The sequence below is a fragment of the Sphingomonas sp. genome (assembly GCF_003248515.1).
In the GTDB taxonomy this organism is placed as follows: Bacteria; Pseudomonadota; Alphaproteobacteria; order Sphingomonadales; family Sphingomonadaceae; genus Sphingomonas_I.
In genome coordinates this window covers 1-15415 of sequence record NZ_QFOB01000004.1, presented here as the reverse complement: position 1 = coordinate 15415, position 15415 = coordinate 1, and the positions used below count along the sequence as shown (strand labels likewise).

Annotated in this window: 12 protein-coding genes and 1 pseudogene; 6 read left to right on the top strand and 7 right to left on the bottom strand. The window is 65.2% G+C overall.

Translation table 11 applies throughout. The features are described from left to right. Positions 1–103 precede the first annotated feature (103 nt). The 5 genes from DI605_RS07555 to DI605_RS07535 all read right to left on the bottom strand — a co-directional run bounded on the left by DI605_RS07555 (position 104) and on the right by DI605_RS07535 (position 5477). Complete coding sequence (locus tag DI605_RS07555; protein ID WP_293971463.1) at positions 104–940, bottom strand: TorF family putative porin; 837 nt, start codon at positions 938–940, stop codon at positions 104–106. A gap of 183 nt (positions 941–1123) precedes the next feature. Continuing rightward, positions 1124–2638: a SulP family inorganic anion transporter gene (locus tag DI605_RS07550; RefSeq protein WP_293971462.1), complete on the bottom strand. Its 1515-nt coding sequence runs from the start codon at positions 2636–2638 to the stop codon at positions 1124–1126. Beyond that, entirely contained in the window at positions 2635–3330 is a 696-nt protein-coding gene (locus DI605_RS07545) for a carbonic anhydrase (protein ID WP_293971461.1), read from the bottom strand. The genes DI605_RS07550 and DI605_RS07545 overlap by 4 nt, the downstream gene beginning before the upstream one ends. 112 nt (positions 3331–3442) lie before the next feature. Then, positions 3443–4756 carry an ATP-binding protein gene (locus DI605_RS07540; RefSeq protein ID WP_293971458.1) on the bottom strand — a complete coding sequence of 438 codons (1314 nt, stop codon included), beginning with the start codon at positions 4754–4756 and terminating at the stop codon, positions 3443–3445. 13 nt (positions 4757–4769) lie between these two features. Continuing rightward, complete coding sequence (locus DI605_RS07535; RefSeq protein ID WP_293971456.1) at positions 4770–5477, bottom strand: response regulator transcription factor; 708 nt, start codon at positions 5475–5477, stop codon at positions 4770–4772. Between the two features lie 263 nt (positions 5478–5740). Between DI605_RS07535 and DI605_RS07530 the strand changes: the two genes are divergently transcribed. Continuing rightward, positions 5741–6010: a hypothetical protein gene (locus tag DI605_RS07530; RefSeq protein ID WP_293971453.1), complete on the top strand. Its 270-nt coding sequence runs from the start codon at positions 5741–5743 to the stop codon at positions 6008–6010. A 125-nt stretch (positions 6011–6135) separates the two neighbouring features. Here the strand turns inward: DI605_RS07530 and DI605_RS07525 are convergent, their stop codons facing one another. Together DI605_RS07525 and DI605_RS07520 are read right to left on the bottom strand one after the other, a co-directional pair. Further along, positions 6136–6555 carry a MerR family DNA-binding transcriptional regulator gene (locus tag DI605_RS07525; RefSeq protein ID WP_293971450.1) on the bottom strand — a complete coding sequence of 140 codons (420 nt, stop codon included), beginning with the start codon at positions 6553–6555 and terminating at the stop codon, positions 6136–6138. 119 nt (positions 6556–6674) lie between these two features. Further along, positions 6675–8336: a long-chain fatty acid--CoA ligase gene (locus tag DI605_RS07520; protein WP_293972550.1), complete on the bottom strand. Its 1662-nt coding sequence runs from the start codon at positions 8334–8336 to the stop codon at positions 6675–6677. Positions 8337–8906: 570 nt separating this feature from the next. Here DI605_RS07520 and DI605_RS07515 point away from each other — a divergent pair. The 5 genes and pseudogenes from DI605_RS07515 to DI605_RS07495 form a co-directional block, all read left to right on the top strand. Further along, positions 8907–10043 carry a thiolase family protein gene (locus tag DI605_RS07515; RefSeq protein WP_293971447.1) on the top strand — a complete coding sequence of 379 codons (1137 nt, stop codon included), beginning with the start codon at positions 8907–8909 and terminating at the stop codon, positions 10041–10043. Next, on the top strand, positions 10040–12367 hold the full coding sequence (locus DI605_RS07510) for a 3-hydroxyacyl-CoA dehydrogenase/enoyl-CoA hydratase family protein (RefSeq protein WP_293971444.1): 2328 nt from the start codon (positions 10040–10042) through the stop codon (positions 12365–12367). Before DI605_RS07515 ends, DI605_RS07510 begins: the two co-directional genes overlap by 4 nt. Positions 12368–12428: 61 nt before the next feature. After that, positions 12429–14219 (top strand): acyl-CoA dehydrogenase C-terminal domain-containing protein, encoded by a 1791-nt coding sequence (locus DI605_RS07505; protein ID WP_293971441.1) that lies wholly within the window; start codon positions 12429–12431, stop codon positions 14217–14219. Continuing rightward, positions 14216–15130 (top strand): nitronate monooxygenase, encoded by a 915-nt coding sequence (locus DI605_RS07500; protein ID WP_293971438.1) that lies wholly within the window; start codon positions 14216–14218, stop codon positions 15128–15130. The genes DI605_RS07505 and DI605_RS07500 overlap by 4 nt, the downstream gene beginning before the upstream one ends. Before the next feature lie 3 nt (positions 15131–15133). Further along, positions 15134–15415, top strand: a pseudogene (locus DI605_RS07495) (electron transfer flavoprotein subunit beta/FixA family protein); the annotation flags it as partial.

The window sequence follows — 15415 nt, the reverse complement described above, 5'->3', positions numbered from 1 at the left end:
TCGGTTTCAGGCCGCGCGGTGAGGAGCCTGACGCGGGCTCCGCCTGTGCGAAGGAAGATGGAAAGATGAGGGGGAGCGGGTTCGAACCCGCTCCCCCGAACGATCAGAAGGCTGCCGTCAGCGAGACGACGACCGTCGCGCCGGCGATGGTGCCGGTGCCGTCCTGTCCGCGCGTGAAGCTCGGCGCGAGATAGGCCGATTCCTTCTTGGTGATGTTGGTGTCGATATAGGCGACGCCCACGGTGAGCGGCGTGCCGCCGATCGCATAATCGATGCCGGCGAGCCAATCGACATATTCGCCGGTCGGCGCGACCGAGGTCGCGAACGGCCCGAGGCCCTTGTTGCCGTTCGAATAGCCGAGATGGGCCTTCAGCGTCAGGCCGGTATCGGGAATGCCCGACGAGACATCGCCCCAGATGTAGAGATTGTCATTCTTGTCGCCCGGAACGTCATAGACGCCGTTCGCGGCGGACGTGCCGTTCAGATACCAGTTGCCGAGCGCTTCCTGCTTGGGCGCATAGGCGACGCCGCCGAGCAGGCTGACCGGGCCGACCGTGGTCGACAGCTTCACATAAGGCTCGAAGAAATCGGTATTGTCGAAGCCCGACGGATACATGAACCAGGTGACGCCCGCATCGACGGTGACGGCATCGAAGGTCGCCTTGTAGCCGGCGACGATATCCAACTCCATGTTGGCGCCGCCGAACGTGCCCCAGCCGGCGAGGTTCGATCCCCAGGTGGAGACGTAGAGGCCGCTCTCATGCGCGATGGTGATGCCGCCCTGGACGGCGAGGTTCCGGTCGCTCTGTGAAACGCCGCGGAAGCGATAGTCGGAAACAAGGCCGACGCTGCCCGAAACGGTGAACGGCTTGCTCTCCTCCTGAGCGAAAGCCGGCGCCGCGAGGGCAAGGGCCGCAATCGCGGCGATGCGGATTTTCATAGAACATTCCCCTTTTTTAGGTCGAATGTTCCGCCTGCACCGGGAGGGCGCCCGCATCTCAACCGCGATAGCGGCGGTGCGGATGTCCCTCCAGATACGCCCGTTGCTAGGGGGGTATTGCAAACGCTCCGCTTCCCGATCGTGACAAAGTGTGTCTCGATCGGGAAGCGTGCGCCGGATCGTTCAGGCGACGAGGCGCCGGAGCTTGAGGGGGGTGCCGGCCAGTTCCACCGGAGAACCGGCGCTGCGACGACGCTGAAGCCAATCGGCGAGCAGTTCGCTGCAGGTGTGATCGATCGCCGACATATGCTGGAGGTTGAGCCGCAGCGGGCGATCGGCGGGCGCTTCGTCGAGAACCTTCGAGAGCTTGGGCAGCGTGAGAAAGGTGGCGGCACCCGCCAGCGCGATCTCGCGCACCTCGGCCTGCTCGCGCACGTCCACCTTCAGGCGCAGCTTGCTGATCTGCGGAAGGATCTCGATCGCCGAGAGGCCGATGCCGACGAGCACGCCGGTGAGCAGATCGGTGGCGACGACGGTTGCGAAGGTCGCCACCCAGATCGCGGCCGGCAGGGCGCCATAATTGTGGAAGAGATGGCGAACATGGCTGAGGCTGACGAGGCGCCAGCCGGTGACGACGAGGATGCCGCCCAGCGCCGCCATCGGGATTTCCCGCAGCAGCCAGGGCAGGAGCGCCACGAAGCCCAGGATCCACGCGCCGTGCAGGATCGCGGAAAGGCGCGTGGCCGCCCCGGCCTGCACGTTGGCCGAGGAGCGGACGATCACGCCCGTCATCGGCAGCGCGCCGGCGAAACCGCAGAGCAGATTGCCCACGCCCTGCGCGCGCAGCTCCTTGTTGTAATCGGTGCGCGGGCCATCGTGCATGCGATCGACGGCGGCCGCCGAAAGAAGCGTTTCCGCGCTGGCGATGAAGGCGATCGCGAAGCCGGTGGCGAGCAGCGACGGCTGCATCATGCTGGCGAAGAAGCCTTCGCCCGGCGTTTGCACCGCCGCGAAGATCGACGCCGGAACGCTCACGCGCAGCACTTCGAGGCCGCCGAAATAGGCGACCAGCGTGCCCGCCAGCACGCCCACCAGCGCGCCGGGCACCAGCTTCATCGAAGCCGGACGGAATTTCTCCCACAGCAGCATCGAGGCGATCGTGATGAGGCCGATCACGAAGGCGATTTCGGTGACGGTCGCATTGGACGGATCAAGGCCGAACAGGCGGCCCGGCATGGCGGCGAGATTGTCCAGCCCGTGGCTCAGCGGCTTGGCATCGAACAGCACATGGAACTGGCCGATCACGATCAGCGCGCCGATGCCGGCGAGCATGCCATGCACGACGGCGGGCGAGATGGCGCGAAACCAGCCGCCCAGCTTCAGCACGCCGGCGATGAACTGGAGGATGCCCGCCATCACCAGGATCGGGCCGAGGGCCGCTATGCCATGCTCGCGCACCAGCTCGAACACGATCACGGCGAGGCCGGCCGCCGGGCCGGAAACCTGTAGCGGCGAGCCCGCCAGCACGCCGACGATGATGCCGCCGATGATGCCCGTGATCAGTCCCTTTTCCGGGGGGACGCCGGAGGCGACGGCGATGCCCATGCAGAGCGGCATCGCCACGAGAAACACGACGATCGACGCGGTGAAATCCCGCGCGAGCGTCTTGCCCGAAAAGAGGGACAGGAGGTTGCTCATTCGGCGGCCTGTGCGAATTCGAGGCCGGCGGCGAGGCGCGGCGAGGCCTTCAGGGCGACAGGAAGCTCGCCATCGTCCTTGAGGGCGACGAAGCGGTTGGTTCCGCCATCCAGCGCGAGGATCTGGCCATGGCCGATATCGAAGAACCAGCCGTGCAGCGAGATCTCGCCGCGCGCGATGCCGGCCGCGACCGACGGATGGGTGCGCAGGTTGGCGAGCTGGGCGACGACATTTTCGAGGATGACCGCACGCACGCGCTCCACGCCGTCCAGCTCGGGATAGCCATCATTCACCACCTTGGCGGCGGCGGCCGAATGCTTGAGCCAGGCGGCGACGTTGGGCATCGCATCCAGGCCGGCGGGATTGGCGACGGCCTTCATGGCGCCGCAGTCCGAATGGCCGCAGACGATGATGTCGCGAATGCCCAGCGCCATCACGGCATATTCCACCGTGGAGGTGACGCCGCCATTCTGCGTGGCATAAGGCGGGATGATGTTGCCGGCGTTGCGGCAGACGAAGAGGTCTCCGGGCTGGGCCTGCATGATCTGCTCCGGCACCACGCGGCTATCCGCGCAGGAGATCATCAGCGCCTTCGGGCTCTGCCCATGGGCGGCCAGCTTTCCATAGAGATCGCTCTGATTCGGGAAGACCTGCTTTCCGAAGGAGAAGACGCGGCCAATTAGCTCGTTCATGGTATATCCTCTTCGCCCCTCGGGCAGAGGAGGGGCAAAGCTTATCTACCCAGCGGCTTTTGCTGCAGCGCAGCTTTTGTGTAAGGAAACGTTGCCGCGCCCGTGGAGCGGATCAGTTCTGCGGCAGGATGATTTCGGCGCGCAGGCCGCCTTCGGGCCGGTTCGCAAGAGTGATGCGACCGTTTTCCTGCTCCACCGAACGCTGCACGATCGCAAGGCCGAGGCCCAGCCCCTTTGTGTTGCGGGCACGCGCCGTATCGAGCCGGGAAAAGGGGCGCAAAACCGCCTCTAACTGATCCTCGGGGATGCCGGGGCCGTCATCCTCGATCAGGATGCGGATAACTTCGCCCTCGCGCGCGAGGGTGAGCGTGGCCGAATGACCGTAATGGATCGCGTTTTCGACGAGATTGACGAGCGCGCGGCGGAAGCCCGTGCGGCGCAGCGTTGTCTCCAGATGGTCTGGCCCGACATAGGAAGCCTCGTCGCCGCGATCCTGCGCTTCCTCGATCGTGGTGACGGCCATCACGGCGAGATCGGTGCGCGTCGGCACTTCGGGATCACCTTCGCCGCCCAGAAAGGCCAGAAGCGAGGCCACCATCGCCTCCATCTCGCCGATATCGCGGCCGATCGCCTCCCGCAGCGGCGCCTGATCGATCGATTCGGCGCGTAGCTGCACGCGGGCGAGGGGCGTGCGCAGATCGTGGCCGACGGCCGCGAGCGCCTGCGTGCGATCATCGATCAGCCGATGGATGCGCTCCTGCATATCATTGAAGGCGCGGATGAGCTGGCGCACTTCGGCCGTGCCCTCCTCCTCCAGATGCATGCCGTCCGCCGAGCCGACCTTTTCGGTGGCACGCGCCAGCAGGCGGATGGGCACGAGCGCGCGGCGAATCAGCAGGCCGCCCAGAATCGTGAAGGCCAGCGCCGGGACGATCGCGAGCGCGATGCGGCCTGCCGCGAGATCCCACGACTGGACCAGGCCGTGCGTCTTGAACATCAGCCAGCTGCCGTCGGCCAGCCGCAATTCGCCCATGACCGTGGCGTTGCGGCCGGGGGAGGCCAAGCGAATCCGAATGTCGCTGTCAGCCAGCGATGGCTCCCAGGAAACGATCTGGTCGCGCGTCTGGTTCAGCGCCGGGGCGAAAGGCGGTGGGGGCGGGGCGGTCGGGCTCCAGCGCACGACATAGCGATCTGTCGTCAGCTGCTGCGAAATGGCGGAGCGATCGGTCTTGGGGGATTCGTTGCTGATCTTGCGCGCGATGACGAGATGCTCCGCCAGCCGGCGCGCCTCGTCCTCGCGCACCGAGAAGCGGCTCGATCGCTCGTAGAGATAGGTGCTGGCGCCGAATTCGATGACGACGGTCAGCAGCAGGATCGCAAAGATATGGCCCAGCAGGCCGAGCGGTCCGCCGATCCGGCGGATCAAGGGTTTGGCCGGATCAAGCGCGCGCAACTTCGGAGTTCAACATGTAGCCGACGCCGCGCACCGTGGTGATCGGTGCGGACTTGCCATCAGCCGAAAGCTTGCGGCGAAGCCGGCTGACGAGGACATCGATGCTGCGGTCGGAGGCATCGCCGAGCCTTGTACGCGAAAGTTCGATCAGGCGCTCGCGCGAAATGACGCGCTGCGGCTGGCCGACGAAGGTGGCGAGCAGATCGAATTCGGCCCCGGTGAGATCGATCACGGCGCCGGTGGCGCTGCGCAGTTCGCGGCGCGGGAAATTCAGCACGTTGCCGTCGAAATGCGCCTCGCTTTCGCGCGTGCCGACCTGGCTGCGCTCCAGCCCGCCGCGCCGCAGCACTGCGCGCACGCGGGCGATCAGCTCACGCGTGGAGAAGGGCTTGGCGAGATAATCGTCGGCACCGATCTCCAGCCCGATCACGCGATCGGGCTCGCTGCCCTTGGCGCTGATGAAGATGATCGGCACTTCGCTCTGCTTGCGGATCTGGCGGCACAGTTCGATGCCGCTGGTGCCCGGCAGCATGATATCCAGCAGCACGAGATCCACCGGCCCGCCCTCGAACGCGATCCACATTTCGGGCGCGGTGGAGGCAGTGCGGACGAAATAGCCATTCTCCTGCAGCGCCCGTGCGGTGAGCGTGCGGAGCGCCGGATCATCCTCGACGATTACGATGGAGGGGGTCATGAAATGGCTCTCAATCTGTCCGGCAAAATGTCCGGTTGGTTGCCGGAAAGCACCTAGGAAGGGGCTTCGTGGCGATCAACTCTTGTAACGCCGTTTGGGCGGAAAGCGGCCCGCAGCAATGATTTGTCACGGCTATGCAATCGCTGCGCAGCGATCGGGACATGCTTCCTTACGAATGGGCCGATGGCTGGAAACATAGCTCTCCTACCTCTCGATCAGGGCGGTCGCGATGGCCGTCATCGTTTGAATCAGGAGAATGCACCGTGCGTCGTTTCTTTGCTACCCTCGCCGCGATCGCGCTGCTCCCGGCCGCTCCCGCGCTCGCCCAGAGCATGACCGAAACGCATGCCGAGCATGCCGGAATCTCCGGCAAGACGCCGATCAAGGCCTATCGTCCGCTCGCCCGCCAGGGCTGCCGCGTGGCGAGCAATCACCACCAGACCGGCAAGATCCCGCTTACCCCGCAGGTTTCGGCGGACACCTCCTGCCAGACCGAACTGGCCTCGCGCGAGACCAACGAGCGCAAGGATTGATGGCAAGGGCGCACGGGCGCCGGAAGCACGGTCTTCCCGGAGCGGAGGCGATGCGCGTCCGCCCCGGAGGGATCAGGTTTCCCGCCCGTGCGCTTCGATCGTTTGAAGATAGGTATGAGGCGTGGTCATTGCCCGAGCCTCGAGACGCAATCCGCCTCGATCGCGGTCAATTCGCCGATCGTCATGTCTAGGGCGGCGCGCTGCGCCCCGAGATCGGCCAGCCTTTTGCGAACCTGATCGATCAGGCGCTCGGTCTGTTCGTGATGCGCGGGATCGGCATCATAAAGATCGAGAAAGTCCTTGACCTCCCGGATCGAGAATCCGAGGCGCTTTCCCCGTAGGATCAACTGCATCCGCACCGTTTCGCGCTTCGAATAGATGCGGATGTTGCCGATGCGCTGGGGCTGGATCAGCCCTTCCTTCTCATAGAAGCGCAACGTCCTGAGCGTGACGCCCAGTTCGCGCGCGGCGTCCTGTATGCCTTTCAGCTGCTTATGCTTTTCGGGCGTTCCGGGCGGGATCGGGCCGATATCGTCAGGCGGCATACCCGCCTCCGCACGGCCCCTCGCCCGGCGAACCGGTTCGGCCCGATCCACGTCGCCGCGGGCGCCCCATCACAGCGGGCGCATGCAGGCGATGCTCCGGAGTGTCGGGGCCAGGCGGCTCATGCGCGCTTTTTATATTCCTCCTCGACCAGCTCCTTTTTGGAAAGCTTGCCGATCAGGGTCTTGGGCAGGCTCTCGCGGATCTCGATCTCCTTTGGCATTTCGATCTTGCTGAGACGCTCGCGAAGAAAATCGCTCAATTCCCGGGTGGTTACGGCGTTATCCTCACGCAACGCAACGAACAGTTTCGGAGACTGGCCGCGATAGGGATCCGGAATGCCGATGGCGACGGCTTCCTTCACCGCCGGATGCTGATAGGCGGCTTCCTCGATCATGCGCGGATAGACGTTATAGCCTCCGCAGAAAATCACATCCTTGATCCGGTCGACCAGGAAGAGATAGCCGTCCTCGTCTAGATAGCCGATGTCGCCGGTGCGCAACGCGCCATCGACGAAGACGGCGCGGGTTTCGTCTTCCCGCTGCCAATAGCCTTTCATCACTTGTGGCCCGCGCGCGCAGACCTCGCCGCGCTCCCCCTGCGGCATCAGCCGCGCCAGATCCGCCGGATCCCGGATTTCGAGGACGGTTCCCGGGAATGCCGGCCCGCAGCTATTATCCTTGATGATGCCGCTCAGTCCGTTGCACGCAATGATCGGCGAGGTCTCGGAAAGACCATAGCCCTCCACGACCTTCGCGCCCGTCCGCGCCTCGAAACATTCGCGGACGTCGAGGGGCAGCGGCGCGCCGCCGGAGACACAGGCGCGCACGGAGGAAAGATCGGGCACCTTGTCATCCGGCAGGCCATTCAGCGCGACATAGATGGTGGGCACGCCGAAAAACTGGGTCGGCGGCTTGCGCTTCATCGTCTTGAGCACCTGCTCCATCTCGAAACGCGGCAGCAGCACCATCTCCGTCCCGGTCTCGACCGAAAAATTCAGCACGGTGGTGAGCGCGAAGACATGGAACATCGGCAGTACGCCAAGCGTGCGCTCCTGCTGCGGCCGCAGACCCCCGACATGAACGAGCATCTGGGCGCTGTTCGCGGCGAGGTTGGCGTGGGTGAGCATCGCCCCCTTGGGCACTCCGGTCGTGCCGCCCGTATATTGCAGGACGGCCACGTCATCCGGATCGACGGAAACCGGATCGACCGGGGCATTGCTGGCGAGCAGGGCCTTCAGTCGAACGTGGATCGCCTCGTTCGCGATGCGGGCATGATCCTTCCGCTTGAGAAGGGTATAGCCGATCCCCTGCAGCCGGGGGAGCATGTCCGCCATGCCGCACAGGACGATCTTCTCCAGCCCGGAGGCACTGGCGACCGCCTCCACCTTGCCGTGGATCGCCTTCAGATCCGGCACGGCCATCATGCGTGTTCCGGAATCGCGGATCTGATGCTCAAGCTCGCGCTCCGTGTAGAGCGGATTGAAGTTGACGATGATCGCCCCGACACGGAGCGCGGCGAAATACAACACCACGAAATAGGGGCAGTTGGGCAGGCACAGGCCGAAGCGGTCGCCCTGGCGCAGGCCCTGATCCTGAAGGCCGCGCGCAGCGCGGTCCACCAACCGGCCCAGTTCGCGATAGCTCCAGGTGCGGCCGAGGAAATCGATCGCGGGCCGCTCCGGATACAGCGCCACCGCATTGTCCAGCAGATCGGTGAGGAGGCGTGCGTGGGCATCCTGCTCCCGTGTCGCCGGGGGCTGTTGATCGAGCGGGGAAAGCATCGCGGCCTCCGGGATCATGGCTGGAACTGTCCGGCGAGGGGTATCCGCGCTGCCAGAAACGTCATGTCCTCAACCTCTCCATCAACCGATGATGTACCCGGATTTCTGTTTTCGTAGGCATCGGTGCCCGTGTCGCGGGCGATTCGATACGAGGCGATGTTTCGTGTTGACGTTAACGTCAGTCAATATCCCAATTGGTGATTAAATTATCTAATGGGAGATTCAGGGTGTGATCGGCTTCGTCGCTACAGGATCCGGCCTGTCGCAGCGCAGCCCCCGGCGGCCCCGTCCAGGGGCATCGCGTTCCGGACATGCCATGGGAAAGCCGCGATCGTGTCGACCCATCGAAGCCGGGAGTCGCGCGCCCGACGAAGGCGCGGCATACCTCAGCCATACCCCCTCGTGATGGCGCGGGCTTTGCGCTAGGATGGCCACCATCCGGCCAAGAGGGGCAGCCTTGCGGCACAAGCCCGACCCGAATGGGCACCGTAGAAATTTTTGTTGACGTATACGTCAATTGCGGCACCATTAGGTAATTATTCGAATCCTGACCTGGAGAGGCAATTACCGATGCGCGACGTAGTGATTGCGGGCTATGCCCGTTCGCCGTTTCATCTGGCGGGCAAGGGTGCCCTTGCGCGTGTCCGCCCGGACGATCTGGCGGCGCAGGTGGTGCGCGGTCTGGTCGAGCGGACGGGCGTCAAGCCGGAGGATATCGAGGATATCGTGCTGGGCTGCGCCTTTCCCGAAGGGGAACAGGGCTTCAATGTTGCGCGGCTGATCGGGCTGCTGGCGGATCTGCCCCTGTCGGTGGGCGGCATGACGGTGAACCGCTTCTGCGGCTCCTCGATGAGCGCGGTGCATATCGCGGCGGGGCAGATCCAGCTGGGCGCGGGTGAAGTCTTCATCTGCGCCGGCGTGGAATCGATGAGCCGCGTGCCCATGATGGGCTTCAATCCGCTGCCTAATCCCGAACTGGCGAAGAAGAGCGCCGCCTATATGGGCATGGGCGACACCGCTGAGAATGTGGCGACCAAATACCAGATCACGCGTGCCCAGCAGGAAGCGTTCGCCGTCGCCAGCCAGGACAAGGCAGCCGCCGCCGTTGCCGCGGGCAAGCTGAAGGACGAGATCGTCCCCATCGCCACCAAGGCGGGCCCGGTCGATGCGGACGGGACGCCGCGCGCCGGCACTACTGCGGAGGCGCTCGCGGGCCTCAAGCCCGCCTTCAGCCAGGACGGCACGGTGACGGCGGGCACCTCTTCCCCGCTCACCGACGGCGCGAGCGCCGTTCTGGTGGCGAGCGAGGAATATGCGCGTGCGCATGGTCTGCCGATCCTGGCCCGCATCAAGGCGGTGGCGATTTCGGGTTGCCAGCCGGAGATCATGGGCATCGGGCCGGTGGAAGCCAGCCGCAAGGCACTGAAGCGCGCGGGCCTGACCGTGGATCAGCTGGATGTGGTGGAACTGAACGAGGCATTCGCCAGCCAGTCGCTGGCCTGCATCGGGGATCTCGGCCTCGATCCGGCGAAGGTGAATATCGATGGCGGTGCGATCGCCATCGGGCATCCCCTGGGCGCGACCGGCGCGCGCATCGTGGGCAAGGCGGCGGCGCTGCTGGGGCGTGAGGGCGGCAAATATGCGCTCGCCACCCAGTGCATCGGCGGCGGCCAGGGCATCGCCACCATTCTGGAGGCGGTGGAATGAGCGAGGCCATCAAGCCAGCCGGCGCCCCGCCGGAAGCCATCCGGAAGGTGTGCGTGATCGGTGCGGGCGTGATGGGCGCCGGCATCGCCGCGCAGGTCGCCAATGCCGGCGTGCCTGTGCTGCTGCTCGATATCGTGCCCAGGGATGGGGATGATCGCGACGCCGTGGCCAAGGGCGCGGTGGCGAAGATGCTCAAGACCGATCCGGCCCCCTTCATGTCGAAGGCGGCGGCGAAGCTGATCGAGACCGGCAATATCGAGGATCATCTGGGCAGGATCGCCGAGTGCGACTGGGTGGTCGAGGCGATCGTCGAGCGACTGGATATCAAGCAGGCGCTCTATGCAAAGATCGAGGCTGTGCGCCGTCCCGGCACGGCGATTTCGTCCAACACGTCGACCATCCCGCTCGACAGATTGATCGAAGGGCGCTCGGAGGAATTCGCGCGCGATTTCCTGATCACCCATTTTTTCAATCCGCCGCGCTACATGCGCCTGATCGAGATCGTGACCGGGCCGAAGAGCGATGTCGCGCTGGTCGGCAAGGTCGAGACGTTCGTCGATCGCGCGATGGGCAAGACGATCGTGCGTGCCAAGGATACGCCCGGCTTCATCGCCAATCGCATCGGCACCTTCTGGATCCAGTCGGGCCTGAACGCGGCCTTCGATCTGGGCGTCACCGTCGAGGAAGCGGACGCGATCGCGGGCAAGCCGATGGGCGTGCCCAAGACGGGCATTTTCGGCCTCGTCGATCTGGTGGGCATCGATCTGATGCCGAACCTCCAGAAGAGCCTGACCTCGACGCTGGCGAAGGACGATCCCTATCAGGCGATCGCGAAGACGAGCCCGCTGATCGAGAAGATGATCGCGGACGGCTATACCGGCCGCAAGGGCAAGGGCGGCTTCTACCGGATCAATCGCGAAGCCGGGAAGCGCAAGGAGACGATCGACCTTGCGACCGGCGCCTATCGCGAGACGGCGAAGGCCTCCGCGCCGCGCGCCGATCTGGCGACGCTGGTGGCGACCAACGCCTATGCCTGGGCGGTGCTGGGGCCGACGCTCGCTTATGCCGCGAGCCTCGTGCCGGAGGCGGCCGACAGCATCGTGGCGATCGATGATGCGATGCGGCTCGGCTACAATTGGAAGTGGGGGCCCTTCGAACTGATCGACAAGATCGGTGCCGCGAAGCTGGCCGGGCTGCTGGCCGCAAAGGGCATCAGCGTGCCGCCGCTGCTGGCGCTGGCGGGCGAGCGCAGCTTCTATCGCATCGAGGGCGCGACCAAGCAGTATCTGGGGCTGGACGGCGATTATCATGACGTGCCGGTGCCCAATGGCGTGATCCGATTCGAGGATGTGAAGCGCGGTCGCCAGCCGCTGCTGAAGAATGGCTCGGCCGCTCTCTGGGATATTGGCGATGGCGTCGTCGCGCTGGAATTCACCGGCAAGATGAACGCGCTCGATGGCGATGTGATGAAGCTGATCGGCCAGGCGATCCCGCTGGTGCAGGAGAAGTTCAAGGCGCTCGTCGTCTATAATGACGGATCGAATTTCTCGGTCGGCGCCAATCTCGGTCTTGCCCTGTTCGCGCTCAACATCGCGGCATGGAGCGAGATCGAGAAGCTCGTCGCCGGTGGACAGCAGGCCTACAAGGCGCTGAAATATGCGCCTTTCCCGGTCGTGGCGGCTCCAGCCGGTTTGGCGCTCGGTGGCGGATGCGAGATCCTGCTTCATGCCGATGCGATCCAGGCGCATGCCGAAAGCTATGTCGGCCTGGTCGAATGCGGCGTGGGCCTGATCCCCGGCTGGGGCGGGTGCGGAGAGATGATCGATCGCTGGCGTTCGAATCCGGCGATGCCGAAGGGGCCGATGCCCGCCGTCGCCAAGGTGTTCGAGACGATATCGACGGCAACCGTGGCGAAATCGGCCGCCGAGGCGAAGGAATATGGCTTCCTGCGCCCCGGCGACGGCATCACCATGAACCGCGATCGCCTGCTGGCCGATGCCAAGGCGAAGGCGCTGTCGCTGGTGGACGGCTATCAGCCGCCCAAGGCCCCGGAATTCCGCCTGCCCGGCGCCGGTGGCAAGACGGCGCTCGACATGGCGGTCACGGGCTTCCAGGCGCGCGGCCTCGCCACCTCCTATGATGGCGTCGTCTCCGGCGCCCTCGCCGAGGTGCTGACCGGCGGGGCGGCCGATCTGGTGGATGTCGTGACGGAAGAGCAGATGCTGAAGCTGGAGCGCCATGCCTTCATGGCGCGCGTGCGCGATCCCCGCACGATGGCACGGGTGGAAACCATGCTCGAGACCGGCAAGCCGCTGCGCAATTGAAGGGTGGCGCGTGCCACGCGCGTGACGCGGCGGCCACGCTTCCCGGGAAGGATGGAAACCTATGCAAGTCTATAACGCACCGCTGCGCGACATGCGCTTCGTCCTCAACGAACTTCATCAGGATGACGGGTTCGGGGATCTGCCGGCGCTGTCGGAATTCACGCCGGACCTGACCGATGCGATCCTGGAGGAGGCCGCCCGCTTCTGTCAGGATGTGCTGCTGCCCCTCAATCGTTCGGGTGACGAAGAGGGCTGCCATCTCGAAAATGGTGTCGTCCGCACGCCCGCCGGCTTTCCCGAGGCCTATCGGCAATTCACCGAGAGTGGCTGGACGGCGCTCGCCTCCGATCCCGAATGGGGTGGGCAGGGGCTGCCCGAGAGCGTCAACAAGCTGGTCGAGGAGATGATCTGCTCGACCAATCTCAGCTTCGGCCTCTATCCGGGCCTCACCCATGGCGCGACCACCGCGATCGAGGGCCATGGAAGCGATGCCCTGAAGCAGGCCTATCTGCCGAAGATGGTGAGCGGCCAGTGGTCCGGCACGATGTGCCTGACCGAGCCGCACTGCGGCACCGATCTCGGCCTGCTGCGCACCCGTGCCGTGCCGCAGGGGGACGGCAGCTACAAGGTGACCGGCTCCAAGATCTTCATCTCGGCCGGTGAGCATGATCTCAGTGAGAACATCATCCATCTGGTGCTTGCGCGCCTGCCGGATGCGCCAAAGGGCGTGAAGGGGATCAGCCTGTTCCTCGTGCCCAAATATCTGCCGAAGGAGGATGGCGCGCCGGGGCCGTCGAATGGCGTTTCCTGTGCCGCGATCGAGCACAAGATGGGCCTGAAGGCATCGGCCACCTGCCAGATGAATTTCGAGGATTCCGTGGGCTGGCTCGTGGGCGAACCCAACAAGGGCATGGCCGCGATGTTCACGATGATGAACACGGAGCGCGTCTCCGTGGGCATACAGGGGCTCGGCGTGGGCGAGGCGGCGTACCAGTCCGCCGTATGGTATGCGCGGGAGCGTATTCAGGGCCGCGCGCTTTCGGGTCCCAAATATCCCGATCAGGCGGCCGATCCGATCATCGTCCACCCCGATGTCCGCCGCATGCTGATGACGATGCGGGCTTATAATGAGGGCTGCCGCGCCATCTCCGCATGGGTTTCGCGCGCGCTGGACGCCGAGAAGCATTCGCCCGATCCTGAAGTGCGCCAGCGCGCTTCGGATTTCGTGGCGCTGATCACGCCGGTCGTGAAGGCGCTGTTCACCGATCTGTCGTTCGAGAGCGCCAATCTCGCCGTCCAATGCTATGGCGGTCATGGCTACATTCGCGAGAGCGGCGTGGAGCAATATGCCCGCGATGCGCGCATCACGATGATCTACGAAGGCACCAACGGCGTGCAGGCGCTGGATCTCGTCGGCCGCAAGCTGCCCGCGCATATGGGCCGCTATCTGCGGAGCTTCTTCCACCCCGTTTCGGCCTTCATCGAGGAGAATGATGTCGAAGGGCCGATGAAGCCGATGATCGAGGCCCTGGCCAAGGCATTCGGCGCACTCCAGCTCTCGACCGGGACGATCGCCCAGCGCGCGCTCAAGGATCCGGAGGAAGCGGGGGCCGCATCGGCGGATTATCTGCGGCTGCTCGGCCTCGTCGCGATGGGCTATTGCTTCGCCAAGGCGACCAAGATCGCCGGGCTCCAGCTGTTTTTCGGCACCGAGGACAAGGCGTTTTACGACGCCAAGATCAAGACCGCGACCTTCTTCTTCGAGCGCATCCTGCCGCAGGCGACGGCCAGCTTCCTCGCCATCAAGGCGGGCAAGAAATCGATGATGGCGCTGGCGGACGACGCCTTTTGACGCTGCCGCCGAGCCTTGTGGGGAGGCTTGCCATCCCCGCCATCGTGGCGCCGATGTTCCTCGTCTCGGGGCCGGACCTCGTTGTCGCCTGCTGTGAGGCGGGGCTGCTGGGGACGTTCCCGGCGCTGAACCAGCGCAGCAGCGAAGGCTTCGGCCAATGGCTGGACGAGATCGAGGGAAGGCTGGCCGGAAAGCCCGGGGCCGCGCCGTTCGGCGTGAACCTGATCGTGCACAAGAGCAATCCCAGGCTCGAGGCGGATCTGGAGCTGGTCGTGCGGCATCGTGTGCCGCTCGTCATCACCTCGCTCGGCGCGGTGGCGGAGGTCGTCAGGGCGGTTCAAAGCTATGGCGGACTGGTCTTTCACGACGTGACGAACGTGCGCCATGCTGAAAAGGCGGTGGCGGCGGGCGTGGACGGTCTGATCGCGGTTGCGGCCGGGGCCGGCGGCCATGCCGGCACGATGAGCCCCTTCGCGCTGGTCGACGAGATACGGCGCTTCTTTTCGGGGCCGGTAGCGCTTGCCGGAGCGATCACGCGGGGCCGCCAGATCGCGGCCGCGCAGATGATGGGGGCGGATTTCGCTTATGTCGGATCCCACTTCATCGCAGCCGAGGAGAGCCTGGCCTCGCCGGCGCAGAAGGCCATGATGATCGGGGCCGGCCCGGCGGACATCGTCTATACGGATCGGGTGACCGGCGTGGGCGCCAATTTCCTCAGGCCTTCGCTGGAAGCGGCCACGCTTCCCGAAGGCCATGGCGAAATGTCGCTGTCGGAAGAGGCGAAGGCCTGGAAGACCATCTGGTCGGCGGGCCATGGCGTCGGCGCCACCCGCGCCGTCCAGTCGGCCCGTACGATCTGCGAGACACTGATCGCCGAATATCGGGCGACATCCCAATCGGAGAAGGACTGATCCATGAAGGTATTGGTGCCCGTGAAGCGGGTGATAGATTATAACGTGAAGCCGCGTGTGAAGCTGGACGGGACGGGCGTTGATCTGTCGAACGTGAAGATGTCGATGAACCCGTTTGACGAGATTGCGGTGGAAGAGGCGATCCGGCTTCGGGAGAAGGGCGTCGCGACGGAGGTCGTGGCAGTGTCGGTGGGGCCGCAGAAGGCGCAGGAGACGCTGCGCACGGCGCTGGCGATGGGCGCGGATCGCGCGATCCTGGTGCAGACGGACGACGAGGTCGAGCCG

Excerpts from the sequence above, each read along its gene's own strand:
- DI605_RS07505 (WP_293971441.1), top strand. The coding sequence starts at position 12,429 with ATGCAAGTCTATAACGCACCGCTGCGCGACATGCGCTTCGTCCTCAAC.
- DI605_RS07525 (WP_293971450.1), bottom strand. The coding sequence starts at position 6,555 with ATGCCGCCTGACGATATCGGCCCGATCCCGCCCGGAACGCCCGAAAAG.
- DI605_RS07545 (WP_293971461.1), bottom strand. The coding sequence starts at position 3,330 with ATGAACGAGCTAATTGGCCGCGTCTTCTCCTTCGGAAAGCAGGTCTTC.
- DI605_RS07515 (WP_293971447.1), top strand. The coding sequence starts at position 8,907 with ATGCGCGACGTAGTGATTGCGGGCTATGCCCGTTCGCCGTTTCATCTG.
- DI605_RS07550 (WP_293971462.1), bottom strand. The coding sequence starts at position 2,638 with ATGAGCAACCTCCTGTCCCTCTTTTCGGGCAAGACGCTCGCGCGGGAT.
- DI605_RS07510 (WP_293971444.1), top strand. The coding sequence starts at position 10,040 with ATGAGCGAGGCCATCAAGCCAGCCGGCGCCCCGCCGGAAGCCATCCGG.
- DI605_RS07520 (WP_293972550.1), bottom strand. The coding sequence starts at position 8,336 with ATGCTTTCCCCGCTCGATCAACAGCCCCCGGCGACACGGGAGCAGGAT.
- DI605_RS07535 (WP_293971456.1), bottom strand. The coding sequence starts at position 5,477 with ATGACCCCCTCCATCGTAATCGTCGAGGATGATCCGGCGCTCCGCACG.
- DI605_RS07555 (WP_293971463.1), bottom strand. The coding sequence starts at position 940 with ATGAAAATCCGCATCGCCGCGATTGCGGCCCTTGCCCTCGCGGCGCCG.